Below are 25,370 nucleotides of genomic sequence, written 5' to 3'. Positions count from 1 at the left end.
TGGGGCGCGTGGGGCGGCACGAGGTCCTGTTCGTCCGGATTCCGTCATTGTCCGTGGCACAACACGCGGAGCATGCGCGAGGACCCGGCCGCGTCCAGCAACGGACGTGTGGGACGCGGAATGCAGGCGCGGCGGTGCGGGGTCCGTGGTTAGGGTGATTGGACGGATGGGGACATGAGCATGAGCAGGCATGAGGTCCTGGTGGACCAGGAAGCGCAGGATTTGCGCGAGGACCTGGAGCGGCGGCTGGCGTTGACGACGCCGGCGGACATGGTGCGAGGCATGTTCTTCCTGGGCATGCTGGAGGTGGTGCGGACGGCGGCGGGCGAGGAGGGCATGCGCCGCTGCGTGGAGGCGGGGGGCGAGCCGCGCTTCGTGGAGTTCTTCAACTACTCCGTCAGCACCTTCCTGAAGGTGAACGACACGGCGGCGCGGGTGCTGGCGCCGCGGTACGGCGGGTGGGAGCAGGCCCAGCGGCACCTGGGGCGGCGCGCCACGGCGGACATGCTGAAGTCCGCGGGGGGCAAGGCGCTGCTGCTGCTGTCGAAGGGAGAGACGCGGCGCCTGGTGGGCAACCTGCCCTCGGCGTATCGGACGGCGGTGAACTACGGGGAGCGCACCGTGGTGTGGGAAGGGCCCTCGCGCGGGCGCGTCCTCATGCGGCGCGACTTCATGCCGTGCGCCTACCACGAGGGCCTGCTGCTGGCGGCGCTCGAGGGGATGAATGCGCGCGGGGTGGAGGTGCGGGGCTCCCGGGTGGATGTGCTCGACGGCGAGTACCTCGTCTCCTGGGAGTGAGTCGCAGGATTTGCACGGGGCGTTTTCGGGCTCCCCGCAGGACTTGCGGAGTGGAGAACGGAGCGTGCGGGGGAGGCAGGACGCGGAGTGTGGGGCTGCGACCACTGGAGCGCCCCGCTGTGTGGTGCAGCGGACGAAACAGGCGCGCGGGTGCCCGAGGGCATGGGCGATGCACTTTGGAGCGCTCCATACGCGGTGGTAGGGTTTCGCGCCGCGACCACCTCGACACAAACGCTGGGAGTCTGCCCATGACCGTACTTGCGGTGGGGTTGACGAAGTCGCCGTGCGATTGGGAGCAGGACCTGGTCTGGCGCATCTCCCGCGCGAGGCCCGAGCACACGGTGCGCGGGCTGAACTTCCAGGGTCCGCTGGAGGCGGTGCGCAGGCTGGGGGGCGAGGAGGCCCTGCGGCGCTGCCTGGAGCTGGCAGGGGAGACGCGGTTCGTCAGCTTCTTCAACTACCCCGTCCAGTCCCTGCTGAAGGTGTTCTCCTTCGCGGTGGAGGTGATGGGGCCGACCGCTGGAGGAGGCGAGTCGGTGCTGTGGGAGATGGGGCGGCAGTCGACCCTGGACTTCCTGGCCTCGCCGGTGGGACGCGCGGCGAAGGTGGTGGCGAACGGCGACCCGCGGCGGATGCTGACGGTCGCTCCGGAAATCTACCGGCAGACGTTGGGCTTCGGGGGGCTGGAGGTGGAGTGGATGGGGCAGCGCAGTGGCCGCCTGGTGCGTCAGGGGGACTTCCTGCCCGCCGCGTGCCACGAGGGCTCGACCCTGGAGCTCCTGCGCCAGATGGGGGGACGCAACGCGTGGGTGCAGCACGAGTGGTTGGACGGGTTGAATGGTGGGCTCATGTTCGGCTGGGAGTAGGATGCGCGCCCTCGCATGTCCTTTCCCCTGGTCCACATCTACTGTGACGGCGCGTGCTCGCCCAACCCTGGCATTGGCGGCTGGGGCTCCATCCTCATCTCCCCGGCGCATGGCAACGCGCGCAGGGAGCTGAGTGGCGCCGAGCCGGAGACGACCAACAACCGGATGGAGCTGACGGCGGCGCTGATGGCCCTGCGGGCGTTGAAGGCGCCGTGTCAGGTGCAGCTCTTCACGGACTCGCAGTACGTGCGCAACGCCTTCGAGGAGAAGTGGTTGGACAAGTGGCAGCGCACGGGCTGGAAGACGTCGAGTCGGCAGCCGGTGCAGAACTCGGACCTGTGGCAGGCGTTGCTGGAGCAGGCGCGGGTGCACCGGGTGACGTGGAACTGGGTGCGGGGGCACTCGGGGCACGAGGAGAACGAGCGCGCGGACGCACTGGCGGTGGCGGCGCGGTTGGAACTGGCGGCGCGGCTGGGTCGCTGACCTGGGTTCCGGCATGGCGGGCGGCGATTGCACGCGTGCCGTCCTCCATGGTCCAAGGAGCTCCCATGCATACCCTTCACACCGCGGCCCTGATTCTGTCCTTGCTGTCCGCCAACCCTGCCCCCGCTGCTCCCGCTCCGGAGGCGGAGCCCTGGGCGGCCTGGGCTCCGATTCTGGGCCGCTGGGTCGCGGAGGCGAAGACCCAGCCCGATGGGAGCAGCGGGTGGTTCTCCCTCGAGCGGGAGGTGCGGGGACGCGTCCTCGTGCGCAAGAACCACGCGGAGTACCCCGCCGCCAATGGCCGGCCGGCCTCCGTGCATGACGACCTGATGGTCATCTACCCGGAAGGCAAGAAGACGCGCGCCGACTACTGGGACAATGAGGGCCACGTCATCCACTACGAGGTGAGCTTCCCCGAGCCCTCGAAGGTGGTGTTCCTGAGCGACCCGGCTCCGGGCGCGCCCCGATTCCGGCTCACCTACTCGTGGACCGGAGCCACCCCCGCCGAGGTGGCACTCACGTTCGAGATTGCCCCGCCGAACGCACCCGACACGTTCAAACCGTACATCACCACCAAGGTCCGCCGGGACGGCTCCGCGCGGAATTGACTCGCGGCTACCTGGCGGGTTCGTTCCCAAGCGAACCGTGTGATGGGCCAGGGTGCAATGGTCCCCGGGGATTCGCGCTCCCCATCCTCCCTCCTTCTGATTCGTGGGAGGTGTCATGTTGCCGACCGTGGGAATGGTGGTGGGCGTTGTGTTCGGTGCCCTGACGTCGAGCGGCGGGGAACTGCACGCGGGTGATGTCTTCGCCGCGGGAGACGCGCCCAGGCGCATGCTCCTCATGCCGGCGGGAGACGGGGGCTCGATGGAGGAGGAGCGCGGGGGCACGAGCGGGGAGGCGCGGCCGGAGCGTACCGAGCACGCGCTCCGAACGCATCGCACGCTCAGCGTCGTGACCACGGGCAGCCTGCTCGTGACTGCGGCATTGGGGACCCTGACCGCGATCAACGAGGGCACCGCCTTCCATGACGGGCGCTGCACGACCGGCCATCCCCTGCTGGGAGACTATGGGTGCGAGTCCCTGCACATCGTGCACGGCGCCAGCGCCATCCTGTCCGTCGTCCTCTACACCGCCACCGCTGTCCAGGGGCTGCCCCTGGGCCTCAACCAGTCGGAGGGGCCGCTGTACCGGATTCTCTCCTATGTGCACCTGGTGGGCATCGTGCTCCAGCCCATCCTCGGGCTCATCACCTCCTACCCGGAGGTCATCGGCATCAACCCCGGCGCGAGGGAGCACTTCGGTGACGTGATGCGCACGATACACATCGGGGTCGGCTATGTGACGGTCGCCGCCTACGCCACCACCACGGTGCTCGAGTTCTAGTGCGGTGAGCGAGGCGTGTTGCTCCCCTCGTCGGAGGGCACGGCGGGGCCGAACTTGCGCGGCCCCAGCTTCACCTCGGGCCCGGTCGGCTTGGGGAGCGCGGGCGTGGGCTCGGGACGGCCGAAGCGGTAGGCGTTCGTCGCGTGGATGCCGAAGCCCGTCCCCCGCGCGTCCGCGACCAGGAGGAGGTCTCCCGTGGGCGGCGTGTCGATGGCGAACGTCAGCCGCGTCTCGTGGATGCAGGGCTTGTCGGTGGGTGGCACCGTCCAGGTGCTCGGGCCGCTGATGAGCCGGACTCCCGGGGGCGTCTCGATGGAGACGTTCAGCGGGACGGCGAGCGGCGTCAACTGGTGCACCTGCGCCAGCAGCGTCACCGTCTTCGGGTCCGAGGACACCACCTTCCACGACACCCGGGCCGGTGCCTGGATGGTCTGGGAGGGCGTGCTTCCGGAGCCTCCCTGCCCGGGGGACGCAGCGGGGGCCTCGGGCGGTGTCTGCCGTGGCTGCGAAGGCTCCTGCTGGTGACACCCCCATGCGACGGCGGCCGCCGCGCAGAACATCCAGAGTCGGGAACGGTTCATGGTGACGACCTCGTGGCCACGCTCGGGCCGGTGCGGAGGGAAGGCGCGGCAACCCGTCAGGGCGTGCAGACCGGGGCCTCGCTGGGATACGGGTAGGCCGAGCCGGGCTCGGTCGCCGCGTTGACGGTGTCCGGAGGGAAGCCGCCACACACCAGCGAGTCGAGGTAGTCGGCGAGGAAGGGAATGCCCTCTCCCGTGTTCTGCACATCGGTGGGGGCTCCATCCGGCCCCACCTGCCAGACGCGCCGTGTATAGCCGCGTCCCACGAAGGGTCGGGCCGTCATCCGTGGCGCCGCGAGCGCGCCAAACATCGAGCCCGGGGCCGTGGGGCCCGCGTTGGAGAGGCTCCAGAGCATGGCGGACACCTCGTTCTCGTCCATGTTCTGGAACAGGCCCCCGGGAGGAGTCGGCCGCTGCCAGGGCGCGCCCAGCGAGTAGCTCCGCAGTCCGATGTCCAGCCAGAACATCGTCCCGCCCTGCTTGTCCAGGTACACGCTGTCCTTGCGCAGGTTGGAACTGAACCAGGTGGCGAAGCCCTCGGACCAGGCCTGGCCGGGGAAGGTGGGGACGGCGAGCTTGTGCGGGCCTCCCTCGGCCGGAGGGAAGCTGTAGCTGTCCATCGTCCAGTGGCCGAGCTCGTGCACGGTGACGGAATCGGCCCAGAACTCCTGGTTCTCCAGCGAGCCCCCGAGCCAGAGCTGCGCGTCGAAGGGAATGTCGAACGCGAGCACTGGCTGCGCGGCGTAGCAGCTCCCGCAGGTCCACGCGTTTCCGTACCCCAGCCACACCACCAGGGGTTTGCCCGGCGTGCCCGAGTACTGGGCGCGAGCGAATGCGTATGCGTAGCGCAGGTTGTCATAGACGCGTGCCGCACCGGAGCCCATCGCCTCGGTGACGAGGAGCGGGGCCCCATCGGTCAGGGACGCGGAGGGAAAGGCATAGGACCAGAGCCGGGGGTTGGTGCCGACCGTGCCCGGGTCCCTCTCGCCGGCGGCATCGAAGCCCGGGTCCGCCACCAGGTAGGCCAGTCCGCCAGCGTTGTCGGAGGCGGCGAGCGCCACCACCACGGCATCCTGCGCGCCGGGAGTGGTCGGCACCTGGAGCGAGAAGGCCCCGTTGGCGTCCGTCTCCGCGGCGTCGAGCAGCTCGCCGTTGTTGGCATAGGAGAGCACGAGGAAGCCGGGCGCGGGAGACTGGGAGAGCGGGCCCCAGTCCGTGCGGCTCTCGTTGGCGGCGCGGGCCTCGTAGGCCACCTGCGCGGAGAAGGCGCGGGAGGGGACGGCGGCCGCGCAGAAACTCCCGATGGGAGAGCCGGTGCACCGGCCGGGACAGGTGGACGCCACCCAGGCTCCGTTGGTGCAGGTCTCGAGCTGGGTGGCGCCCGAGCAGCGCGTGTCTCCCTCGGCACAGGCCCCGGTGAGCGAGCACGTCGCCCGCCCGTTCACGAGCATGCAGCCCTGCCCGGCGGGGCAGTCGAAGGCATCGAGGAACGGAGCGCCATTGCCCGTGGGCACCGAGCAGAACTCGACGCGGGTGGGCGTCGCACAGCGGCCGGCCGTGCGCACGTCGCCACAGGGACCACCCACCGCGGGAGCGTTGTTCGTCTCTCCGCTCCGCATCACCGGCACACAGCTCACGCCGCGAGGGCCCTCGGTGCACGAGGTGCATGCCTCCACCAGGACCCAGGCGCTAGCGCGGCACTGCAGCCAGGCCGAGCCATCCGAGGCACAGCGGCTCGTACCTTCCGTGGAGGCAGGGCACACCGCTCCCTCGGCTACCGCCGGGACATCCCCGCCGCCGCTGCTGTCCGAGCCCGTACAAGCCCATGACAGACAGAGCAGGCTGGCCACCCACCCCAGCCAGAGACGCTTCCCCATCGTCCCCCCCTCACACGCTCCGTGACGGCTCCGCGCAAGGGCGATCTGGACGGTCTGGCTCGGGCTGGCAACTGCACCGGGACCCGGGGGCCCGGGTGGTGTCGGGCGAGCAACGCTTCAGGGCGAGAAGTCCGGTCCCACCAGAGAGGACAGCTCGCGCTGGATGGTGAGCCGCACCGGCTTGCCGTCCTCTCCCGTGGCGCTGAGCGGTTCTCCGGCCCGGAGCTGCTGGCCCGCGAGGTTCTCGTGCCGCTCGAAGCGCAGCACGGGAAGCGCCCGGTGGTGGCCTCCAGTGCGATGCCGCATCGAGAGGTGCGTTCCAGCTTTGCCGTCACTTGCAGGGGGAGGGGGCCATGGGAATGTGGGGAGGGAGGAGGCTCGCGCGCTGGGTGTGCGGGCTGGGAGGAGTCTGCGGCGCGCTGCTGCTCGCGTGTGGGCCGGTGACGCAGGACGCGGGAAACGGGCCCGAGGGCGAGTCCCAGTCGGCGCTGGCGCCGTGGAGTGGGGGCGTGTCCCCCGAGTTCCCGGTGAATCAGGCCGTGTTGCGCACGCTGGAGACGCTCGCTCAGGGGCTATCGCCCAGTGGGCCCGCGGTGGCGTTCGACGGAGAGCAGTACCTCGTGGTCTGGGCGGACGCGCGCCGGGCGGTGCCCAACCTCTTCGGTGCGCGGGTGCGCAAGGACGGCACGCTGCTGGACCCGGCCGGCTTCATCGTCGCGGAGCCCCTCCCCGAGAGCCTCGCGCTCGTGCAGGGCGGCTCTCTCGCGGTGGCCTTCGACGGGACGCGCTTCATCGTGCTCTGGCAGGGCCGCGAGGACAGCCGAGGCTTGTTCGCCACGCGCGTGACGCGGGACGGCCGCTCGCTCGACCCGGAGGGCATCCCGCTGCCGCCCATCCTCTCGGGGGTGGGCGTCACCCCGGACATCGCATGCGATGGCCGCGGAACGTGCCTGGTGGTGCGCAAGGAGTTCTCCGAGGAGGAGGAGCCACCTCCCGGCGAGGACCAGGTGCTCGGTGGCGTGTTGCTGCGCGACGGCGCGGTGGTGGGGGACGCCTTCCGCATCGGCAGCCGGGACAGCCTGCCGCGCAGCCAGGCGGTGGCCTGGTCCGGCCGCGAGTTCCTCGTCGTCTGGCAGGACCAGCTCCCCGGCGCTGGCGAGGACGACATCTTCGGTGCGCGCGTGACGCGGGAGGGCACCGTGCTCGACCCTGCGGGGTTTCCCATCTCCACCGCGCCCGGGGCGCAACAGAACCCGGACGTGGCGTGGACGGGCAGCCGGTTCCTCGTGGTGTGGGAGGACACGCGCGCGGACGAGGGCGACATCTTCGGCGCACGCGTGACGCGGGAGGGCACCGTGGTGGACCCGTCCGGCTTCCCCGTCTCCGCCGCGCTCGCCGGACAATCCCGGCCCCGCGTCGACTCTGGAGGAGGAACGACGCTCGTCGTCTGGACGGACCTGCGCACCGGCCGCCCGCGCGTCCGTGGGGCGCGAGTGGAGGGGGCTGACGTGCGCGACCCGTCCGGCTTCGCCGTCTCGAAGGCATTCTTCACCCAGGACACGCCGGCGGTGGCTTTCGGGGACGGGCGCTTCCTCGTCACCTTCGCGGCGGCGCAGGACGCGTCACGCCCGGACGCCAAGACGGTGCTCGCCGTGCGCGTGGATGATGATGGGGACACGCTCGACTCCCCCGCGCTCCGAGTGCTGCGCGGGGCTCCGGCGCAGCGGATGCCCGCGGCGGCCTTCGGTGGTGGCAACTACCTGGTGGCATGGCAGGACTTCCGCGAGGACGAAGGGCCGCACATCCGCGTGGCGCGCGTGCGTCCGGACGGCACCGTGCTCGACACGAGTGGCCTGCGCCTTCCGAGTGCCCCCGGTGCCTCCGGCCCGGCGGTGGCCTCGGACGGACGTGACTTCCTCGTCGTCTGGCAGGAGCCGGGCGCGGGGGAGCTCGCCATCCGCGCGGCGCGAGTGAGTGGCTCGGGGGCGCTGCGCGATGACACCGCGCTCGAGCTTGGCACCACGACCGGACTGGAGACGCGCGTGGCGGTGGCGTTCGGAGGGGGCCGCTACCTCGCGGTCTGGTCGGGGGGCGCGCCGGGTGCCCCACCCTTCAGCGACCTGCACGTCTTCGGAGCACGTGTGGCTCGGGATGGCACCGTGCTCGACCTGGGCGGCTTTCTCATCTCGCCCTCCGAGCGAGGGGACCAGGTGGAGCCCGCGGTGGCCTTCGTCGGTGGCCGCTTCCTCGTCGTGTACCGGGACCGCTTCCTCACGTTCCCCTTCGTCATCAACCGCATCCTCGGCACGCGGGTGACGACCGAGGGCACCGTGGTGGACCCGGAGGGCTTCGTCGTCGTGGACCGGCCCGGCTTCGAGTTCGACCCGGCCATCGCCTCGTCCGGGACGCAGGCGCTGGTGGTGTGGGCCGATCTCCGAGACACCAGTGCCGTGGACCTGGACATCCGGGGCACGCGCGTGACAGCGGACGCGACGGTGCTCGACCCGGAGGGATTCCCCATTTCGGCCGGGCCGCAGAACGAGACCACACCCACGGCCACCTTCGACGGCACGCGCTACCGGGTGGCCTGGGAGGATGACCGCGAAGTGCCGCCCATCCAGGGTGTCTTCATCCGCCCGGACATCTTCGGTGCCCGGGTGGGCACGGACGGGACGGTGTTGGACCCGGGGGGCATGGCCATCGCCGCCGACCCGCTCAACGAGGAGCTCACGCCGACGCTCGCCTCGGACGGGCGGGGAGGCGCCGCGGTGTTCTACTCGCGTTTCACGCGGGGCCGGCAGCTCAACAACTTCCGCATCCAGGGGCGGCTTCTCGGAGACGCGGCCGCTCACCGCGTGAGCACCGGCCTCTCCACCGGCTCCCGGCTCTGACGGCCTCACCCCTGGAGCAGGTGGCGATCCAGGGACTCTCGATGAGTGACTGGAGCGCGCCCACCTCCACGCGCTCGAGCGCCCGCTGCATGGCCTCGTCGACGGCCGGGTCCCCAGACTCGCGGCACCAGGCGAGGCGCTTCCTGCCGTGGGCCGCGAGTCAGGTTTCGTCCTCGGCGATGGGGATTAGAACGGACAGACGACGGGGCCACCGTGCCGGGCACAGACGTCGCGCTTGATGCACCAGCCATCATCCGACGAGTACGCGTACATGATGAACCCATCCCGGCAGGTCACGGACGAGGAGAGGACGACACAGTCGGTGTCCAGGTTGCACGCGCTCTGAGCCCTCACCTCTCCGCGAGGCGCCTGCTGGGCCTCCGGCTGGGCCGGGCCCTGCATCTCCTCGGTGCCACCGCATCCAACGAGCAGGGCTCCGGCCGCCAGCACCGCGAACGACAGCTTTCCGAAACGCGAGTTCTTCAGCATCACGCCTCCAGTCGAGAGAGACCGGCGAGCGTAATGCCCGTGGCAGTTGCAGGCCAGTTTCAATTGCGGCAACGGCTCGAGCCCGACTTCCGTCGGCGGTGGCCAGCGCTGGGCGGTCCAGGCTCTCAATACCCAAAGGGGTGACGCCCCAACACCGCGCCCTCGGGGGATACGGCGAAGACCTCCCACCAATCCAGCATCCCAGAGCGTGCTCTTCCGCAGCGGTCGAATCGCTCTGAGATACTCACGTAGTACGTCCCCTTCCACAGATAGACGGTTGCTCCGAGACCGGCGGCTGGAGTGGGACAGCCGGCGAAGAGGTCTTGGGCCTTCCAATCACGGATGGTCTGCTTGATGGCCGCTGCAGCCACCACCGCCACTTCCCCACTGAGCTCCCCTCCCACTGGTTGCAGCCCGGCCAGCTCCTCGGGCGTAGGCCACTGGAGGGGAGGGCCGGGTTCTCCAGGCCAGAGCCGGGAGAGCATGCTGCACCCGGTGCAGCACAAAGTTGCTGCCAGAATCGCATTGCGTCGCACCATCGAGGCGCAGCAATTCATCGGCCATGGGCTTGAGCAAATCGACATTCAGCAGGCCCTGGATGTCGTTGTGTGTCAGATCTGCCTTGGACAGTGCGACACCTGGGAATCGTGCCCATGGTCCTTGGGCCTCGTCATTTCCATGGCCCGAGTAGAGCGTGTAGTCCTTGGGAGGGCTCGTGCATGACGAGTAGAGGAAGATGGCAAGGAGCATGGAGGGCACGCGCTTGATGTGCCCGCGATGCATTTCGCGGATGGTCCGGCGCCTGTTTCTGGAATCAGGGGGGCGTTCTTCAGCGATGGCGACCCTTATGGCTGAAGTCACGTCTCATTCCTTGCTTGATATTGAGGTTTCCGGTGAACAGCAACGCCCGGCCCATGCGATGTTAGCACGGCCGGGCTCACCTGCATCGCGCTGTTCCGCCCCGGTCTACATCAGGAAGGAGGACTCGGTGGCCATCTCCCGGGCCGAGCCGTTGCCCGCGTGCCGGACGTTGCGCGAGGTGCCCGGGGTGGTGCGCTTCTTCTTGGCGACCTTGCGGCGTGCGGCCCGAAGCGCGTCCTTGCCCATGTCGAGCACGGCCGACATGGCGCCCGCCATGAGGTTGCCCGGCGGGGTATCGGGAGCGCGCGGATGGGGGCGGGTGGGCGAGGCCTTCTTGGCGAGCATCAGCGCTTCGGCCATGTCCTTGAGCTCACCGGGGCTGAAGGCCTTGCGCACCTGGGGAAGGAGCACACGCTCCTCCTCCTTGACATGGGTGCGGACGTTCTCCATCAGCACCTTCACCTTGGCCTCGAAGCGCTCGGCCTCGGCGGGCAGGTTTTCCAGCTCCTTGAGCAACCACTTGACGACGTGGTGCTCCTCGAGTGCCTCGAGCACGTCCTCCTCCAGCGCCTCGGCCCGGGTGCGCACCGAGGGATAGAAGACCTGCTCCTCGATGACCGAGTGGATGGCGAGCTCGCGCACCATCTGGTCCACGAGCTTGCGCTTGAGCTTTCTCGCGTTGCGTCCCGCCTGCTCGAACTTGCGGAAGAGCGTCTCGACTGTCTTGTGGTCTGCCTTCAAGAGCGCAATGGCATCCATTGAACGCCCTCCTTTCCGTTGCTCGAAAGAGTGGCGACGCTGCGGGTTTCATGCCCGAGCGGTGCGAGCACCGGGCCGCGGCGGGCCGGAGGGCAGGCGAGCAGGACTCCCGCCCCGTAGGGGGGCTCGACGGACCGCGGATGGATTCGGGCACTGGCCGCGGCCGGTGGAGGCGTTCGGTGGTACGCGGCCCTGATGTCTGGCGAGGGGGCCCGTCAGCCGCCCAGCAGCCGGACGATGTCGTCCTGTTTCCGCTGCTCCGCGAGTGAACGCGGGGTATGGCCTTGCGCGACCGGAGCTTGATGCGCTCCCAGACCATGGCGGCATCGGATGGGAAAAGGCGGGGGCCGTCCATGCAGGGCGTCGTCTGGCTCAACCCTGTCGAAGCCGGGGCGTGAGCCCATCACGGGTGACCTGTTGTGTCAGGATGACTTTTCTCGTCCTCATAGGTAACATGACCTTGGAGGTAAGGCATGGGGATGGACCAGAAGGCTTCGTACGGTGGAGGGGTTCGGGAGCGGGTGGAGAACAGCGGCGTGGGGCTGTTGGTTGACGAGGGAGGAGGGGAGCCACAGGCTGGGGGCATGACGCTGCGGCGCGGCTCGCAAGAGGAGGACAGGTATCCCCGCGCTCCCTCGCAGGAGGCGTGGGAGGCGATGAGCCCGGAGGAGCGGGAACGGGTGGTGGCCTCGCTGCCGGGCGAGGTGACGGATGCGGAGATGTCGCCGCCGGAGGGGGACAGGCATTTCCAGGCGAAGGTGCGTGCGCTGGACACGTTGCGTGGTTACTTCGCCCGGGAGCGGAGGCGGGCGTACCTGGCGGCCGAGCTGCCGGTGTACTACCCGGGGGCGCGCCGCTTCGCACCGGACCTGCTGGTGGTGCTGGATGCGGAGGCCCACGAGCGGAACAAGTGGATGGTGAGTGCCGAGGGCAAGGGGCTGGACTTCGTGCTCGAGGTGCACGTGGGGGGAGACCGCAGGAAGGACGCCCGGAAGAACGTGGTCCGCTACGCCCGCCTGGGTATCCCCGAGTACTTCATCTACGACGGGGCGCGGCAGCAGGTGCTTGGCTATCGGCTACCGAGAGCGAGCGCGCGGGCGTACGTGCCGGTGAAGCCTCGGGCGGGGGTCTATCTCTCGAAGCAGCTGGGATTGGAGCTGCGCCTGGAGGACGGAAGGCTGCGCTTCTACGACGGCCTGGAACTGTTGCTGGATTCCGAGGAGATGCGCGCCGAGTTGGAGCAGATGGTGGATGGGTTGCATCATCGGGTGGAGGAGGATGCCCGGCTGCTGCGGAGGGAACAGCGCCGGGTGGCGGAGGCGCAACGGAGGGCCGCGGAAGCCGAGCGGAGGGCGGACCGGGAGGCACGCCGGGCGGCGGAGCTGGAGGCCGAGCTGGAGCGGCTCAAGCGTGGCCGTTCCTGAGTGGGGCCTGGCTTGACGTCGTGAGGCCCTCGGTGTGATGGGATGCGAGCACGAGCCCCCACACCATGAACAAGTCCCTCGCCCTCCTCACGAGCCTCCTGTTCCTTCCGGCCTGCCAGACGACGCGCACGGTGACGCTGGTGGGGATGACGGACTACCACTCGCATGCGGTGCCCTTCTATTCGGAGGGAGAGCCCGGACAGGGCGGAGTGGCGAGGGCGCTGGCCTTTCTCCGGGAGGCGAAGACGCACCCGGACACGCTGGTGGTGTCGGGCGGAGACACGTTGAACAAGGGCGTGCCCACGTGGAGTGACGAGTACGGGTGCGTGGAGTGGCCGTGGTTCAACGAGTTGCTGGACGTGATGGCCCTGGGCAACCACGACCTGGACTACGGGGCGGAGACGTTCGAGCGGTGCAGGGCGGGCATCCAGTACCCGCTGCTGTGCGCGAACCTGGTGCGAGCGGACGGAGCGCCGTACTTCCAGGTGGAGGGCCGGCCGTACCTGGTGCGAGAGGTGGGCGGCGTGCGTCTGGGATTCTTCGCGTTGGCGGGGCCGGACATGCAGCGGCTGGTGAAGGCGGAGAACCTGCCGGCGGGGACTCGGTGGACGGATGCGAAGGAGGCGGCACGAGCGATGGTCGGCGCGCTGCGGAACGAAGAACACGTGGACGCGGTGGTGCTGATCGGCCACCAGCTACGCGAGGACGACGAGGCGCTGGCGCGAGAGGTGCCGGGCATCGACGTCATCATGGGCTCGCACTCGCACTACCGGGGCGAGCTGCGAGTCATTCCAGGTACACGGACGTACTACCTCTCTCCGTACCAATACCTCGCGTACCTCTCGGAGGTGCGGCTGCACTTCCGGGGGAGGACATTGGAGCGGGTGGAGGGGGGCCTGGTGAAGCTGGACGGGTCGAAGCGGGAGGACGCGGAGACGGCGGCGAAGGTAGGGGAGCTGCAGCGGGCGCTGGTGGCGAAGAGGCCGGAGCGCTTCGAGGTGCTGGGCCGTCTGACGAAGCCGCTGCGGGACGAGGGCCTCTCGACGGGCGAGTCGGAGGTGGGCATCTGGGCGACGGAAGTGCTACGTCGGGCGGCGGGTGCGCACGCCTTCTTCGCGACGTCGGCGGGCTTCCGGGCGGGACTGCCCGCGGGCAACGTGACGGTGGAGGACTTCTACGGAGCGATTCCCTACCGGAACGTCGTGGTGACGGCGGAGCTGACGGGAGCGCAGCTGGCGGACTGGGTGGCGCTGAGCGAGTCGAAGGCGGGAACGGACGGCTACAGCCAGCGGAGCGGAGTCCGGTACGAGGTGAGGGACGGGCGGGTGGAAGGGCTCCAGGTGTTGAAGGACCCGAACGACCCCCGGGCGGGCTACGAGCCGGTGAAGCCAGAGACGACGTACCGGGTGGCGACCACGGACTTCCAGGCGTTCGTGGCGGCGGGGTACAAGGAGGCGCTGTCGAAGGCTCGCAACGTGAGGCGCACGGAGTTGGACGTGCACGAACTCCTGAAGGCCGCGTTGAGAACAGGCGCCACGGAAGCACCTCCCCGAGACACCGCCTCGCACTGACTCCTTCCGGGTGTAGCAGAGACTCCCCCCTGCCGGTGCCCTGGGCGTCGAGGTGGTGACAGGCGGGTCACACTCGGGGCTGTGGCCATGGCGCGGGCACGGTGTACAACGGCGCTTCACGCGCGGAGGCGCAGGGAGAAGAGACACCGTATGGCTCGCGACATCGTCATCTGGCCGAACAAGGTCCTCAGCACGCCGACGAAGCCGGTGACGGACTTCGGAGACCCCCTCACGAAGCTGCTCGAGGAGATGTCCGAATCGATGAAGGAGGCGGATGGGATTGGCATCGCGGCCAACCAGGTGGGCGTGTCGCTGCGCTGCTCGTGGGTGGGGCGCGAGGACGGGACGTTCTTCGAGATCATCAACCCCCAGGTGGTGGAGAAGTCGGGGCCGGTGACGCTCGAGGAGGGCTGCCTGTCGGTGCCGGACCAGTTCGAGAAGACGCCGCGCTTCCACAAGGTGAAGGTGAAGTACCAGGACCGGGCGGGCGAGTGGCACGAGCTGGAGGCGGAGGGCCGTCTGGCGCACGTGCTCCAGCATGAGATCGACCACCTGGACGGGCACGTCTTCGTGGACTACCTGTCGGGCCTGAAGCGGGGCCTCATCCTGGAGAAGATGAAGAAGCTCCAGAAGGCGATGAAGCGCCACAAGGACGAGAAGGACGAGAAGTAGCGCTCAGCGCGCCGAGCGGTTGAGGCTGGCGCGCAGGGCCGTCTTCACCGAGTTGAAGAGCCGATCCGACAGTTGGTTGTAGGCGTCGCTGGCCGCGCCCTCGAAGGCCATGTCGTTCCACGAGCCCATGCCGCCGAACACATCGGAGGCATCGGCGCACAGGGCGAGCTGGATGGCGGGGGTGGGCAGTCCGTTGAGCAGGAGCAGCTCGGGCAGGTCCTCGAGCGGCTGGGGCTCGAGCGACAGGCGGATCAGGGCGCGGCGGAAGTGCTTGCTCCAGGTGCGCAGTCCCTGCTTGTGGGCGAACTCCTGCACGGCCTCGAGGGTGCTGGCGAGCGAGGCGCGGGCGGCCTCGAGCTCGCGCTCCAGGTCATCCTCGGAGCCGGCCCCAGCGTAGAGCAGCTCGAAGGACACGCTGGAGGAGCCGGGGGCGGGGGCGAAGAAGGCATTCCAGCTCTCCACCTCGTCGAAGTCGGGCCCGTCCTCGCCGGAGGAGGAGTACTGCACCTCGGCGCTGGCGGACAGGAAGCGCTGGAGGATGTCCTGCATCTCGTCGGGCGAGCAGGTGCCGAGGTAGCCCTCGACGTCCTCGGTCTTGAGCTCCAGCTCACGCGCGAGCACGCGGATGAGGGCGGCGGCGTTCTTGCGGCCCTTCACGAACGCGTACAGCTGGGGGCCGGAGATGTCGTAGAGGCGGGGCTGCACTTCGCGGGGGACGAACCGCTCGGCGCGCTCGCCGTCCGAGTACAGGAGGAACCCGAGTCCCCCGTTGTCGACGGCCTCGCGCACCTCGTCGGAGAGCTCCTCGAGGCTGGGATCGGTGGAGCCTCCGTCGGGGAAGGGGGACACCCACAGGCGCGCCGAGGGCGCGGGACGGTTCTCCAACCACTCCTCGAAAGACATGCGCTCGCCGCCCGCGTCCACCATCGTCACACGTGCGTCGAAGGAGCTCCTGGAGCGGAGGCTGAGGCCCAGGAGCTCCTCGACAGATTCCCATCGGACCTTCGAGGGTTCACGCAAGGCACGGTTGCCAGTGGTGACCAGAACCGCGGAGCAGATGTCGATAGGACGCATGGTGAACAGGCTACACCAACGCGGGGGTGTGCACCCTGGCGCGCGGGGCAGGGGGCGTGGTGGAGTGTCGAGCCCCTTTCAGGAGCCGGTGCCCGTGGAGACCTCCATCCTGCTTGCGATTGCTGGTGTGGCTGGTGCCTGTATGGCGTGTGCCGGGGTGCTGCTGACGTGCTACCGCCGGGTGGGTTCGGGGGAGGCGCTGGTCATCGAGCTGGGCGCGGCGAACACGCGGGTGAGCTTCGGGAGCGCGCTGGTGCTGCCGATGCTGCACCGGGCGGAGGTGTTGGACCTGTCGGTGCGCAAGGTGGTGGTGGAGCGGCGGGGGCGACAGGGGTTGTCGTGCCGGGATGGAATCCGCGTGGACGTGAGGGCCACGTTCCTGGTGAAGGTGGAGCGGGTGGCGGCGAATGTGCTGCGGGTGGCGCGGGAGGTGGGGTGTGCGAGGGCGAACCGGCCGGAGGAGGTGCAGGCGCTGCTGGAGGAGCGGTTCTCCTGCGCGCTGGTGAGCTCGGCGAGCACGTTCAACTTCGATGAGCTGGTGGCGGATCGGAGCCTCTTCATTGACCACGTGATGGTGGAGGTGGGGAGCGACCTGCTGGGCTTCACCCTGGATCGGGTGTCCCTGGGCCGACTGGAGCAGACGCCGTTGGACCAGTTGGATCCCACGAACGTGCTGGATGCGCAGGGAATCCTGAAGCTGACGGAGCGGGCCACGCGGCTGGCTGTCGAGACGAACGGGCAGCACCAGCAATGGGTGGAGCTGCGCGAGCGGGACGACCTGCCCTGGGGCGAGGGGGAGGCGTTGCGCAAGGAGAGGGACCCACGCCAGGAGGAGGAACTGGCGCTGGAGGTCGAGCGGGCGCTGGCGTCTCGGACGCGGAGCAACTGATTCCGAAGGTCCGGTAGCTGCTTCCCTGGACCACGCCCTGGCGAGAGTGTGCGCAAGAACCGGGTCGCCCCCGCGCTCCAGCCGGGTTACCTCGCGGGCATGACGTCACGACCTTCCATCACCGAGCGGGTGGGGATGCTGGATTGGGAGCGCATCGGCCAGGAGCTCGACACCCTGGGCTGTGCGCGTCTCGACGGCCTGCTCTCGGCACCGGAGTGCGCGGCCCTGGCGGCGGCCTACGAATCGGAGGAGCTGTTCCGGAGTCGGGTGGTCATGAGCCGCCACGGCTTCGGGCGGGGCGAGTACAAGTATTTCGCCTATCCCCTGCCGGACCCTGTCGCCGAGCTGCGGAGCGCGTTCTACGCGCCGCTCGTGGGAATCGCCAACCGGTGGAACACGGTACTCGGGAGCGAGACCCGGTTCCCCGAGGACCACGCCACGTTTGTCGAGCGGTGTCACGCAGCCGGACAACTGCGCCCGACGCCACTGCTGCTGCGATACGGAGAAGGCGACTACAACTGCCTGCACCAGGACCTCTATGGCGAGCAGGTCTTTCCTCTCCAGGTGGCCATCCTGCTGTCCGAGCCGGGACGCGACTTCACGGGTGGCGAGTTCGTGCTGACCGAACAGCGTCCGAGGATGCAGTCGCGCGTCGAGGTCGTGCCGCTGACCCGGGGCTCCGCGGTCATCTTCGCGGTCCACCACCGGCCGGTCCAGGGAACCCGCCGGGCGTACCGGGTGACCCTGCGTCATGGCGTCAGCCGTCTGCGGTCGGGGCGGCGCCACACCCTCGGCATCATCTTCCACGACGCGCTCTGAGTGCCGGGGCGCTCGGACAGAGAGGGGTCCGAGCGCCTCGCCGTCACTCAGCGGTTGATGATCGCCTCGAGGTCCTTGCGGCTGGAGATGACCTTCGAGATGAGCCCGAGCTCGACGGCTTCCTTCGGGGCGATCCAGCGATCGCGCTCCATGAGGTCGACGAACCGCTCGACGGGGAGCCCCGTGCGCTCCGCGTAGAGCCGGTGCATCTTGCTCTTGAGCTCGATGATGTCCTTGGCGTGGATCTCCAGCTCGGAGGCCGAGCCCCGGATGGCGCCGCCCACGAGCGGCTGGTGGATGAGGAGCTTGGCGTTGGGGAGCGCGACGCGGTCCTGCTTCTCGGCGGCCAGCGCGATGACCGAGCCCATGCTCGCCGCGAGCCCCGCCACGACGGTGATGATGCGAGGCTGGATGAACTGCGCGGTGTCGTAGATGCCGAAGCCGGAGTAGACCTCTCCGCCCGGCGAGTCCACCCAGAGGATGATGGGCGCGGTCGGATTGGCGCGCTCGAGCGCGAGCAGCTGGCGGTTCACCTTCATGGAGAGCTCGGAGTTGACCTCTCCGCTGACGAAGACGGTGCGAGCCTCGAACAGATGCTGGTCGATGGGGGTGAACGGCTGGGTGACGGCGGTGTCGGGCTTCTTCTCGCTCATGGGCTGACGTCCTCTCGTTCGTCGAACCGTATAGAGCGTGGCCCCGGGCCCGCGCAAAGGATTCGTCGGGTGGGGGCGTGAAGCCTGGCCGCTTGCAGTGTCAGCTCCTGGACCAACGGGCCCGGAGAGGTCTCCGGGCCCGTCGTGTCACATGCCGCGCTGAGTCGGGCTGCCGGTCACTGGCACTGGAAATCGTAGGTCTTCGTGTCCCCGTTGGGGCCGGTCACCTTGACGGTCGAGGTGCCGTTGAACTCGGTAGTGAAGGCGCCGTCCTTGCCGTCCACCGTCACCTTGCCCGCGGAGGGGCACTGGTTCTGGCAGCGCTGGTAGTTGGTGATGGTCGAGGTGACGGTCTTGTCACCGCGGGTGCTACCGCTCTGGCCATTCATGGTCACGCACCCGCTCCCCTGCTCCCAGGTCATGGTGATCTGCGCGTCGCGGGAGTCGACCTGATCCGTCGCGTGGCTGTGCGACGTCATCGTCACCGCCCGCTGGGTGCCCGAGCGTGTGGCGGTCGCCTTCAGGTCGAGGACAAAGGGGTGTCCACCCGCGGTCAGGTCCGTGGAGGTGCCGGTGAGGACCAGCTGGCCGTTGCTCTCCGAGAGCTCGAGCTTCACGGCCCCGGAGACCGACGTCAGCCCGAAGGCGCCTTCGCAGTTGTTGAAGGTGTAATTCACCGTGGGACCCGAGGCCGTCGCCACCGCACACCCGGCAGGGGTGTAGTAGGCGTCGGCCCGGTTGGCGATCGCCGTCGCGGCCGCGTTCAGATCGATGGTGTTCTGCATCGGGGTCGGGGCGGAGTAGTAGTAGACGCCGTAAGGGTCGACCCAGCTGTAGGCATAATATGCGTCGTAGCCGTAATAGTATGGGTCGTAATACGCGTAGTCGTAGTAGTAGGGATCGTAGGTGGAGTAGCACCCGGTCATTGCCACCACGAAGAGAGACATCAACGCCTTGAATCGTTTCATTGTGGGCTCCTTGCCGTACGGAGTGCCCCCAGCACTTCCTCTCACTCGAGGACTCCGGGGCGAGGGCCGCACATGGGCCGCTCCTCCTCTTCTGCACTCTGAGAGATAGGGAGAGGGCTCGGGGCCGTAACGAGCCCCCACGGGATGAGCCCCCCGTTGGTATGGAGACAGCGCAGGGGCCGCGTGTCACTCGCACATGCCAGGTGCTCGCTCCTTGAGACATCTCCTCCTGAACGGGACGTCCTCCTCGGGCGCACGAATTCGATGAGAGCAGATTGTCTTGTCGAACTTGAGGGCTCCTGGGATTGATGAGCGGAACACGCAAACACCGCCTTCCCGGCAAGGATGCACTGCCCCCGGGATACAGTGGGACTCCTCCCATTGCTCCACACGGAGAGCTCATGAGCCACACGCAGCCGAGCCTGCGTCTATCCGCCATTGCCACCTTGTTGTTCGCCTCGGCCGCGCTCGCCCAACCCGAGGGCGTGCCGGGGTTCGAGCTGGAGCGTTTGGAGTTGAACCCTGACGGTAAGGGTTCACTGGTGATGGGCACGGGCGAGTTGCTGCCCGCGGGAGGGTTCCGCCTCTCCCTGCTGGGTCACTATGAGAAGGATCCCCTCGTGCTGTACGCGGATGGGAATCGGGTGGGAGCGCTGGTGGGAGACCGGGTGACGGCGCACCTGCTGATGGCCTGGGCGCCGCTGAGGTGGCTGGAGTTGGGCCTCCAGGTGCCGCTGGTGGTCTGGCAGCGAGGGGACGACCTGAGCGCGCAGGGGCTCGGGGCTCCGGCGGGGACGGGACTGGGCACGCCCTCGGCGCACGTGCGCGTGGGACTGGCCTCGCAGTGGCGAGAGGCCCCGGTGGACCTGGCCGTGGAACTGGGCGTGGGGATTCCCGTGGGGAGCGAGGACGCGCTCGCGAGGGACAGCACCTTCCGGTTCTCGCCGAAGGTGATGGTGGGCCGGCGCTTCGGGCTGCTGCGCGCGGGTGTGGAGGCGGGCATGCTGGTGCGGCCCAAGGTGGCGCTCATCGCGGACGAGAACATCCAGGACGAGGTGGGCAACGAGGTGCGCCTGGGCGCGGTGCTCGCCACCACGGGCAGGGGATTGCGCGGGGAGCTCAACGTGCGAGGCACCATTCCGCTCACCGCCCAGCCGAAGTCCCTGGAGCTGTTGGCCGGCCTCCGGCTGCCGGTGGGGAAGACGGTGGAGGTCTACGCGCTGGGAGGGCCGGGCTTCGGTGATACGCCGGGCACGCCGTCCTTCCGCGTGCTGCTCGGCGTGTCCTTCGGGAGTCCCGAGCCCCTGCCTGTTTCGGAGCGGGACGACGATGGCGATGGGGTGAAGAATGGTGAGGACGCGTGCCCCAACGAAGCGGGTCCGGCCAGGAACAAGGGCTGCCCGGTGAAGGACACGGATGGGGACGGCGTCGTGGACTCCGCGGACAGGTGCCCCAACGAGCCGGGTCCGGCCAGCAGCCATGGCTGCCCGGTGAAGGACTCGGACGGGGATGGCCTCGCGGACTCCGTGGACAAGTGTCCCAACGAGCCGGGCCCGGCCGAGAACAATGGCTGCCGGGTGAAGGACACGGATGGAGATGGCATCGAGGACGCCCAGGACAAGTGCCCCAAGGAGGCGGGCCCGGCCTCGCGTCAGGGCTGCCCGGTGAAGGACACGGATGGGGACGGCGTCGTGGACGATCGTGATGCCTGTCCGACGCAGGCGGGTCTGGTGGAGCTGCGTGGCTGCCCGGCGAAGGACACGGACGGCGACGGCGTGCCGGACCACCTGGACAACTGCCCCACGGAGAAGGGCGTGGCCAGCAACCAGGGCTGCCCGCCGCAGCAGGAGCAGCTCGTGGCCATCCAGAAGGGCCAGCTGGAGATCAAGCAGTCGGTGTTCTTCGCTTACGGCAAGGCCATCATCCAGCCGCGCTCCTTCAAGATGCTGGACCAGATCGCCAAGGTCATCCGGCAGCACCCGGAGATCGACAAGGTCGTCATCGAGGGCCACTCCGACAACATCGGCAACGCGGACGCCAACCGGAAGCTGTCGCTGGCGCGGGCGCAGTCGGTGAAGGACTACCTCGTGAAGAAGGGCGTGGAGGAGACGCGCCTGGATGCGAAGGGCTACGGGCCGGATCGGCCCATCGCGTCCAACAAGACCGCCAAGGGCCGTGCGGCCAACCGCCGCGTGGCGTTCACCATCCTCACCCCCGACAGCGGGCAGTAGCCGAAGGAATCAAAGGTCATGAGAACTTCATTCATGAGGAAGTGGCTTTCGGCCGCGCTGTGCGTGCTGGCTCTAGGTGCGACGGCGGCCCTGGCCGAGCCCGATTCGTTCGGGGTGGGTGATGGGCACAACGGGCCGCTCACGGTGGCGGGGAGTGGCACCGTCATCAACAGCTATGCCCCGGTGACGGCATCGCTGGTGATAGGGGCTACCTCCATTCCCATTCCCATTGGTGCGTGTGTCGGAGATCCCACGTGCTTCACGGCCGGAGATCTGGTGCTGGTGTACCAGACGACGGGTCTCGCACCGACCACCTCGGGAGATCAGACCGCTGTCGATCTCTCCACTGACCCGGTGGGACGGTGGGAGTTCGCGCGGCTGGCCGCGGTGACGACGGCGCCGGCACTGGAGCTGACGGCGCCGCTCGTCCACGCATACACGGCGAATGTGACGCAGGTCATCCGGGTGCCCGAGTACACCAACGTCACCCTCGCTGCCGGCCGGAGCATCACGGCTCCCGCCTGGAACGGGAGCACGGGCGGCATCGTCGCGTTCCTGGCCAATGGCATCGTGAGCAACAGTGGGCAGATCACCACCAGTGGCCTCGGGTTTCGTGGAGGCCAGTACGTCAATGACACCTCTGGGGCGCTTTTCTGCGCGGGAGCGGATGAGCCGGCCTCAGCGGGAGCTCAGAAGGGCGAGGGCATCGTCAATTCGCGCTACGGAACCTCGGAGACCGGGCGTGGCAACGTCGCCAATGGGGCGGGCGGCGGTGTCTGCTTCAAATCGGGTGGTGGCGGAGGTGGCAATGGCGGAGCGGGCGGTCAGGGAGGGCGCGCATCTGTTACGGATGGTTCCCGGGACGTTGGCGGGTTGGGGGGCGCGCCGCTCACCTACTCGGTGCTGAACCACCTCACGTTTGGCGGCGGCGGCGGTGCTGGTCATGGCTCTGACAGCTCGGGCGTGGCGGGCGGCAGGGGAGGCGGCGCCATCTTCATCCGGGCCAACCAACTCTCGGGGGCGGGACTCATCACTGCCTCGGGTAGCCTGGGTGGTGCTTCCTCCTCGGATGGAGGCAGTGGCGGTGGTGCGGGCGGCTCCGTCTACCTGCGCTTCGTCAAGACGGCCGATTGTTCTTCGGTCTCCGCCACGGGTGGCATTGGTGGCAACGTGAACGCCATCCGAGTGGGTCCGGGCGGTGGCGGCGGCGGTGGGCGGGTGCTGTTTCAGGCGGCGGGAGGCACTTGCACCATCATTGCCACGGGCGCCGCGTCCGGCGTGCAGCAGGACGCCTCGGACGCTGCCTACGGAGCTCAGGCGGGCGGCGCTGTTGCCCCCACCGTGCTGCCGGGCGGCTTCATCATTCCGTCGGTGCCCACGGTGGTGACTCCGGCCAATGGCAGTGTCACCAACAACCGCCGTCCTCCCATCACGGGCACGGCGCTGGCCGGTGCTGAGGTCATCATCTTCCTCGATGGGAGCGAGGTCGGCCGGACGACGGCCGACGCCAGCGGCAACTACTCCCTCGTCCCGTCCTCGGACCTGTCCGACGGTCCCCACACGGTGCAGGCTGTCGCGGAGGTGGAGGAGGTGCGGAGCGCCAGGAGCACGCTCAATAACTTCACGGTGGACACCTCGGTACCAGACACCTCCATCGTCTCCGGCCCGTCCGGCCGCACGCGGGAGCCGAACGCGACGTTCGAGTTCGGCTCGACGGAGGAGGGCGTGACCTTCGAGTGCCGCCTGGATGGCGCCGTCGACTTCACCCCGTGTTCGCGGACCACCACCTTCCCCAACCTGGCCGAGGGTCCGCACACCGTGGAAGTGCGAGCCCGTGACGCCGCGGGCAACGTGGATGACACTCCGGCCACTCAGACCTTCCGTGTCACCAGTGCGGACCTCGCGCTCCTGGGCAGCGGCTGCTCGGCCACGGGGCGGGACTCCTCGTGGGTCCTGATGGGCCTGGGTGCGTTCACCGCGTTGGCCCTCCGTCGGCGCCGCGCATAGGGACGCGCACACCGTGATTCAGGCCGGGCCCCCTCCCTTCACTGGGAAGCGGGGCCCGGCTTTTTTCGTGGCGACGATGACTTCTGGGCCACCTTGTCCCAGGCCAGCATCGCGATATCCACGACGCCGAGGAGCTCGGCCTCACTCGCACCATCCAGCGCCTGCACCGACATGCCCTGGATGATGGCGCCGCAATATCGAGCCAGCGCCTTCGAGTCCGTCCCGGCCGGCAGCTCCCCCGCGGCGAGGCCTTGCTCGATGCGGGCCTGGAGCGCCGCCAGCGCACCTGCTCTCAGTGTGGCGACATGCTCGGCGACCGGCTGGTTCTCTTCCGCGCACCTCAGCACCGCCGTCGAGATCATGCATCCGCGCGGGTGCTCCCGGCTGGAGAAGTTCCTGGCGGCCTCGCGCAGGAGTCTCTCCACGGAGGCGCGGGCGGTGGGCTCCTCGGTGAGCGCGCGGGGGGTGGAGGCGCCCTGGCTGGCCCGGTAGCGCTCCAGGGCCTGGCGGTAGAGCTCGGCCTTGGAGCCAAAGGCGGCATAGAGGCTGGGCGCGGTGATTCCCATGGCCTCGGTGAGGTCGGCGATCGACGCGCCCTCGTACCCCAGCCTCCAGAACACCTCCAGGGCCTGGTCGAGTGCCCGCGTGCTGTCGAAGGCACGGGGGCGTCCGCGCGGGCGCTTTTCTGGGGTGGGGTCATTTTTCATAGCGATCACTATTGAAATGGGTGGCGGGCTCTTTATTTATATAGCGGTCACTAGATAAACAGGAGTGCCACCCCATGTATTCTGTCATCGCCGCCACCATGGTCGCCGCCAGCCTCGCCCAAGCTCCCGCCAGTCCCGCCAGCGCCAACGTCTCCGAGGAGCGCGCCATCGCGGCGCGTCTGGACGGGGTCATCGACCGGGCGATCGCGGAGAAGCGCATCGTCGGAACCGTGGTCGTCGTCGCCAAGGACGGCAAGGTCATCTACCAGCGGGCCGCTGGCCTGGCCGATCGCGAGGCGGGTCGGCCCATGAAGGAGAACGAGCTGTTCCGCCTGGCGTCCATGAGCAAGCCAATCGTGTCCGTGGCGGCGCTGGCGCTGGTGGACCAGCACAAGCTGAAGCTGGAGGATCCGGTCGCGAAGTGGATTCCGGCCTTCAAGCCGAAGCTGGCGGACGGCAGCGAGCCCGTCATCACGGTGCGCCATCTGCTGACACATACAGCGGGCCTGACGTATGGCTTCGCGGAGTCCGAGCAGGGGCCGTATCACAAGGCCGGGGTCTCGGATGGCCTGGACGAGTCCGGGATAACGCTGGATGAGAACCTGCGCCGGATCGCCTCGGTGCCGCTGTCGTACGAGCCCGGGAAGCGCTGGGGCTACTCGGTGGCGACGGATGTCCTGGGCGCGGTCGTGGCGAAAGCCGGAGGGGCGCCGTTGCCGCGGGTGGTCGAGCGGCTCGTCACCGGACCGCTGGGCCTGCCGGACACGGGCTTCAGCGTGAAGGACGTGAAGCGGCTCGCGACGCCCTACTCGGACGGGAAGCCGGAGCCGGTGCGCATGGGCAAGGAGCATGTCGCGGTCTTCAATGGCGGAGGGGTGCACTTCGCCCCGGGCCGGGCCTTGAACCCGCGCGCCTTCCCGTCCGGAGGGGCGGGCATGGTGGGAACGGCGGGGGACTACGTGAAGTTCCTGGAGACGCTGCGCAAGGGGGGCACGCCGGTGTTGACGGCGTCCACCGTCGAGCAACTGAGCACGGCCCAGGTGGGGCCGGAGGCCGAGACGCAGGGGCCGGGCTGGGGCTTCGGCTTCGTGGGGGCGGTGCTCGTCGACCCGGCGAAGGCGCACAGCCCGCAGTCGGCGGGGACGTACCAGTGGGGCGGAGCGTACGGCCACAACTGGTTCGTGGATCCGACGCGTGGCCTGACGGTCGTGGCGCTCACGAACACGGCGTTCGAGGGCATGGCGGGCGCCTTCACCATCTCCGTGCGTGACGCCCTCTACGGCACCGGCAACTGAGACGGAGGAAAGAGCCCGGTCACCGCTTCACGGCCGCGAGTAGCGCCTCCAGGTGCGCCGCTCGCGGCC

23 protein-coding genes are annotated in these 25,370 nt (G+C 69.0%); 14 read left to right on the top strand and 9 right to left on the bottom strand.

Going from position 1 to position 25,370, the window contains the following annotated elements; genetic code table 11:
* Window positions 1-180 precede the first annotated feature (180 nt).
* The 5 genes from DAT35_RS32285 to DAT35_RS32265 all read left to right on the top strand — a co-directional run bounded on the left by DAT35_RS32285 (window position 181) and on the right by DAT35_RS32265 (window position 3,533).
* Window positions 181-798 (top strand): DUF2378 family protein, encoded by a 618-nt coding sequence (locus DAT35_RS32285; protein WP_199243066.1) that lies wholly within the window; start codon window positions 181-183, stop codon window positions 796-798.
* A gap of 248 nt (window positions 799-1,046) precedes the next feature.
* Complete coding sequence (locus DAT35_RS32280) at window positions 1,047-1,664, top strand: TIGR02265 family protein (protein WP_108072264.1); 618 nt, start codon at window positions 1,047-1,049, stop codon at window positions 1,662-1,664.
* A gap of 15 nt (window positions 1,665-1,679) precedes the next feature.
* On the top strand, window positions 1,680-2,147 hold the full coding sequence (rnhA, locus tag DAT35_RS32275) for a ribonuclease HI (RefSeq protein WP_108072260.1): 468 nt from the start codon (window positions 1,680-1,682) through the stop codon (window positions 2,145-2,147).
* Between the two features lie 65 nt (window positions 2,148-2,212).
* Window positions 2,213-2,755, top strand: a complete 543-nt coding sequence (locus DAT35_RS32270) for a hypothetical protein (protein ID WP_108072256.1) — start codon at window positions 2,213-2,215, stop codon at window positions 2,753-2,755.
* Window positions 2,756-2,870: 115 nt separating this feature from the next.
* Window positions 2,871-3,533, top strand: coding sequence for a hypothetical protein (locus tag DAT35_RS32265; protein ID WP_108072253.1), 663 nt, complete (start codon window positions 2,871-2,873; stop codon window positions 3,531-3,533).
* Here the strand turns inward: DAT35_RS32265 and DAT35_RS32260 are convergent.
* From DAT35_RS32260 to DAT35_RS58365, 3 genes are all read right to left on the bottom strand, one after another.
* Complete coding sequence (locus DAT35_RS32260; RefSeq protein WP_146209977.1) at window positions 3,530-4,114, bottom strand: hypothetical protein; 585 nt, start codon at window positions 4,112-4,114, stop codon at window positions 3,530-3,532. The two genes, DAT35_RS32265 and DAT35_RS32260, sit on opposite strands and share 4 nt — an antisense overlap.
* A gap of 56 nt (window positions 4,115-4,170) precedes the next feature.
* A complete protein-coding gene (locus DAT35_RS32255; RefSeq protein ID WP_146209976.1) occupies window positions 4,171-5,991 on the bottom strand; it encodes a hypothetical protein in 1,821 nt (606 codons plus the stop codon).
* A 117-nt stretch (window positions 5,992-6,108) separates the two neighbouring features.
* The gene (locus DAT35_RS58365) at window positions 6,109-6,297 is read right to left on the bottom strand and encodes a hypothetical protein (RefSeq protein ID WP_146209975.1); all 189 of its coding nucleotides are present in this window, start codon (window positions 6,295-6,297) and stop codon (window positions 6,109-6,111) included.
* A 47-nt stretch (window positions 6,298-6,344) separates the two neighbouring features.
* Between DAT35_RS58365 and DAT35_RS32250 the strand changes: the two genes are divergently transcribed.
* Entirely contained in the window at window positions 6,345-8,882 is a 2,538-nt protein-coding gene (locus DAT35_RS32250) for a hypothetical protein (RefSeq protein ID WP_108072245.1), read from the top strand.
* 186 nt (window positions 8,883-9,068) lie between these two features.
* Here DAT35_RS32250 and DAT35_RS32245 read toward each other — a convergent pair whose 3' ends face one another.
* Together DAT35_RS32245 and DAT35_RS32235 are read right to left on the bottom strand one after the other, a co-directional pair.
* Window positions 9,069-9,371 carry a hypothetical protein gene (locus tag DAT35_RS32245; RefSeq protein WP_108072243.1) on the bottom strand — a complete coding sequence of 101 codons (303 nt, stop codon included), beginning with the start codon at window positions 9,369-9,371 and terminating at the stop codon, window positions 9,069-9,071.
* A 966-nt stretch (window positions 9,372-10,337) separates the two neighbouring features.
* Window positions 10,338-10,991, bottom strand: a complete 654-nt coding sequence (locus DAT35_RS32235) for a hemerythrin domain-containing protein (protein WP_108072239.1) — start codon at window positions 10,989-10,991, stop codon at window positions 10,338-10,340.
* A gap of 479 nt (window positions 10,992-11,470) precedes the next feature.
* On the opposite strand from DAT35_RS32235, the gene DAT35_RS32230 reads away from it, so the two are divergent.
* The 3 genes from DAT35_RS32230 (at window position 11,471) to def (ending at window position 14,658) form a co-directional block, all read left to right on the top strand.
* A complete protein-coding gene (locus DAT35_RS32230) occupies window positions 11,471-12,415 on the top strand; it encodes a Uma2 family endonuclease (RefSeq protein WP_369946194.1) in 945 nt (314 codons plus the stop codon).
* A 65-nt stretch (window positions 12,416-12,480) separates the two neighbouring features.
* Window positions 12,481-13,986 (top strand): bifunctional UDP-sugar hydrolase/5'-nucleotidase, encoded by a 1,506-nt coding sequence (locus tag DAT35_RS32225; RefSeq protein WP_108072238.1) that lies wholly within the window; start codon window positions 12,481-12,483, stop codon window positions 13,984-13,986.
* A gap of 150 nt (window positions 13,987-14,136) precedes the next feature.
* Window positions 14,137-14,658 (top strand): peptide deformylase, encoded by a 522-nt coding sequence (def, locus tag DAT35_RS32220; RefSeq protein WP_108072236.1) that lies wholly within the window; start codon window positions 14,137-14,139, stop codon window positions 14,656-14,658.
* 3 nt (window positions 14,659-14,661) lie between these two features.
* Here def and DAT35_RS32215 read toward each other — a convergent pair whose 3' ends face one another.
* Complete coding sequence (locus DAT35_RS32215; RefSeq protein ID WP_158501983.1) at window positions 14,662-15,732, bottom strand: hypothetical protein; 1,071 nt, start codon at window positions 15,730-15,732, stop codon at window positions 14,662-14,664.
* Window positions 15,733-15,826: 94 nt separating this feature from the next.
* On the opposite strand from DAT35_RS32215, the gene DAT35_RS32210 reads away from it, so the two are divergent.
* Window positions 15,827-16,621, top strand: coding sequence for an SPFH domain-containing protein (locus tag DAT35_RS32210; protein ID WP_158501982.1), 795 nt, complete (start codon window positions 15,827-15,829; stop codon window positions 16,619-16,621).
* 48 nt (window positions 16,622-16,669) lie between these two features.
* A complete protein-coding gene (locus DAT35_RS32205) occupies window positions 16,670-17,440 on the top strand; it encodes a 2OG-Fe(II) oxygenase (protein ID WP_233261856.1) in 771 nt (256 codons plus the stop codon).
* Window positions 17,441-17,487: 47 nt separating this feature from the next.
* On the opposite strand, the gene DAT35_RS32200 is transcribed toward DAT35_RS32205, so the two are convergent.
* Together DAT35_RS32200 and DAT35_RS32195 are read right to left on the bottom strand one after the other, a co-directional pair.
* Window positions 17,488-18,093: a ClpP family protease gene (locus tag DAT35_RS32200; protein ID WP_108072229.1), complete on the bottom strand. Its 606-nt coding sequence runs from the start codon at window positions 18,091-18,093 to the stop codon at window positions 17,488-17,490.
* Window positions 18,094-18,269: 176 nt separating this feature from the next.
* Window positions 18,270-19,061 carry a hypothetical protein gene (locus DAT35_RS32195; protein ID WP_108072227.1) on the bottom strand — a complete coding sequence of 264 codons (792 nt, stop codon included), beginning with the start codon at window positions 19,059-19,061 and terminating at the stop codon, window positions 18,270-18,272.
* A gap of 401 nt (window positions 19,062-19,462) precedes the next feature.
* Here DAT35_RS32195 and DAT35_RS32190 point away from each other — a divergent pair, with 401 nt between their 5' ends.
* Both DAT35_RS32190 and DAT35_RS62170 read left to right on the top strand, forming a co-directional pair.
* Window positions 19,463-21,292, top strand: coding sequence for a thrombospondin type 3 repeat-containing protein (locus tag DAT35_RS32190; protein ID WP_108072225.1), 1,830 nt, complete (start codon window positions 19,463-19,465; stop codon window positions 21,290-21,292).
* Between the two features lie 33 nt (window positions 21,293-21,325).
* Window positions 21,326-23,299, top strand: a complete 1,974-nt coding sequence (locus tag DAT35_RS62170; protein WP_304466074.1) for an Ig-like domain-containing protein — start codon at window positions 21,326-21,328, stop codon at window positions 23,297-23,299.
* Between the two features lie 38 nt (window positions 23,300-23,337).
* Here DAT35_RS62170 and DAT35_RS32180 read toward each other — a convergent pair whose 3' ends face one another.
* Complete coding sequence (locus DAT35_RS32180) at window positions 23,338-24,006, bottom strand: TetR/AcrR family transcriptional regulator (RefSeq protein WP_108072221.1); 669 nt, start codon at window positions 24,004-24,006, stop codon at window positions 23,338-23,340.
* A 74-nt stretch (window positions 24,007-24,080) separates the two neighbouring features.
* Between DAT35_RS32180 and DAT35_RS32175 the strand changes: the two genes are divergently transcribed.
* Window positions 24,081-25,301 carry a serine hydrolase gene (locus tag DAT35_RS32175; protein ID WP_108072219.1) on the top strand — a complete coding sequence of 407 codons (1,221 nt, stop codon included), beginning with the start codon at window positions 24,081-24,083 and terminating at the stop codon, window positions 25,299-25,301.
* Window positions 25,302-25,370 lie beyond the last annotated feature (69 nt).

This window comes from Vitiosangium sp. GDMCC 1.1324 (assembly GCF_003044305.1).
Taxonomy (GTDB): Bacteria; Myxococcota; Myxococcia; order Myxococcales; family Myxococcaceae; genus Archangium.
Note: the sequence above shows the minus strand (reverse complement) of the source record. Positions and strands in the feature narration are given on the sequence as shown.

What these genes read in the sequence shown, in the direction of transcription:
- DAT35_RS58365 (WP_146209975.1), bottom strand. Translation starts at nt 6,297, where the DNA reads ATGCGGCATCGCACTGGAGGCCACCACCGGGCGCTTCCCGTGCTGCGC.
- DAT35_RS62170 (WP_304466074.1), top strand. Translation starts at nt 21,326, where the DNA reads ATGAGGAAGTGGCTTTCGGCCGCGCTGTGCGTGCTGGCTCTAGGTGCG.
- def (WP_108072236.1), top strand. Translation starts at nt 14,137, where the DNA reads ATGGCTCGCGACATCGTCATCTGGCCGAACAAGGTCCTCAGCACGCCG.
- DAT35_RS32200 (WP_108072229.1), bottom strand. Translation starts at nt 18,093, where the DNA reads ATGAGCGAGAAGAAGCCCGACACCGCCGTCACCCAGCCGTTCACCCCC.
- DAT35_RS32215 (WP_158501983.1), bottom strand. Translation starts at nt 15,732, where the DNA reads ATGCGTCCTATCGACATCTGCTCCGCGGTTCTGGTCACCACTGGCAAC.
- DAT35_RS32245 (WP_108072243.1), bottom strand. Translation starts at nt 9,371, where the DNA reads ATGCTGAAGAACTCGCGTTTCGGAAAGCTGTCGTTCGCGGTGCTGGCG.
- DAT35_RS32265 (WP_108072253.1), top strand. Translation starts at nt 2,871, where the DNA reads ATGTTGCCGACCGTGGGAATGGTGGTGGGCGTTGTGTTCGGTGCCCTG.
- rnhA (WP_108072260.1), top strand. Translation starts at nt 1,680, where the DNA reads ATGTCCTTTCCCCTGGTCCACATCTACTGTGACGGCGCGTGCTCGCCC.
- DAT35_RS32280 (WP_108072264.1), top strand. Translation starts at nt 1,047, where the DNA reads ATGACCGTACTTGCGGTGGGGTTGACGAAGTCGCCGTGCGATTGGGAG.
- DAT35_RS32195 (WP_108072227.1), bottom strand. Translation starts at nt 19,061, where the DNA reads ATGAAACGATTCAAGGCGTTGATGTCTCTCTTCGTGGTGGCAATGACC.
- DAT35_RS32190 (WP_108072225.1), top strand. Translation starts at nt 19,463, where the DNA reads ATGAGCCACACGCAGCCGAGCCTGCGTCTATCCGCCATTGCCACCTTG.
- DAT35_RS32270 (WP_108072256.1), top strand. Translation starts at nt 2,213, where the DNA reads ATGCATACCCTTCACACCGCGGCCCTGATTCTGTCCTTGCTGTCCGCC.
- DAT35_RS32255 (WP_146209976.1), bottom strand. Translation starts at nt 5,991, where the DNA reads ATGGGGAAGCGTCTCTGGCTGGGGTGGGTGGCCAGCCTGCTCTGTCTG.
- DAT35_RS32250 (WP_108072245.1), top strand. Translation starts at nt 6,345, where the DNA reads ATGGGAATGTGGGGAGGGAGGAGGCTCGCGCGCTGGGTGTGCGGGCTG.
- DAT35_RS32285 (WP_199243066.1), top strand. Translation starts at nt 181, where the DNA reads ATGAGCAGGCATGAGGTCCTGGTGGACCAGGAAGCGCAGGATTTGCGC.
- DAT35_RS32175 (WP_108072219.1), top strand. Translation starts at nt 24,081, where the DNA reads ATGTATTCTGTCATCGCCGCCACCATGGTCGCCGCCAGCCTCGCCCAA.
- DAT35_RS32225 (WP_108072238.1), top strand. Translation starts at nt 12,481, where the DNA reads ATGAACAAGTCCCTCGCCCTCCTCACGAGCCTCCTGTTCCTTCCGGCC.
- DAT35_RS32180 (WP_108072221.1), bottom strand. Translation starts at nt 24,006, where the DNA reads ATGAAAAATGACCCCACCCCAGAAAAGCGCCCGCGCGGACGCCCCCGT.
- DAT35_RS32260 (WP_146209977.1), bottom strand. Translation starts at nt 4,114, where the DNA reads ATGAACCGTTCCCGACTCTGGATGTTCTGCGCGGCGGCCGCCGTCGCA.
- DAT35_RS32230 (WP_369946194.1), top strand. Translation starts at nt 11,471, where the DNA reads ATGGACCAGAAGGCTTCGTACGGTGGAGGGGTTCGGGAGCGGGTGGAG.
- DAT35_RS32235 (WP_108072239.1), bottom strand. Translation starts at nt 10,991, where the DNA reads ATGGATGCCATTGCGCTCTTGAAGGCAGACCACAAGACAGTCGAGACG.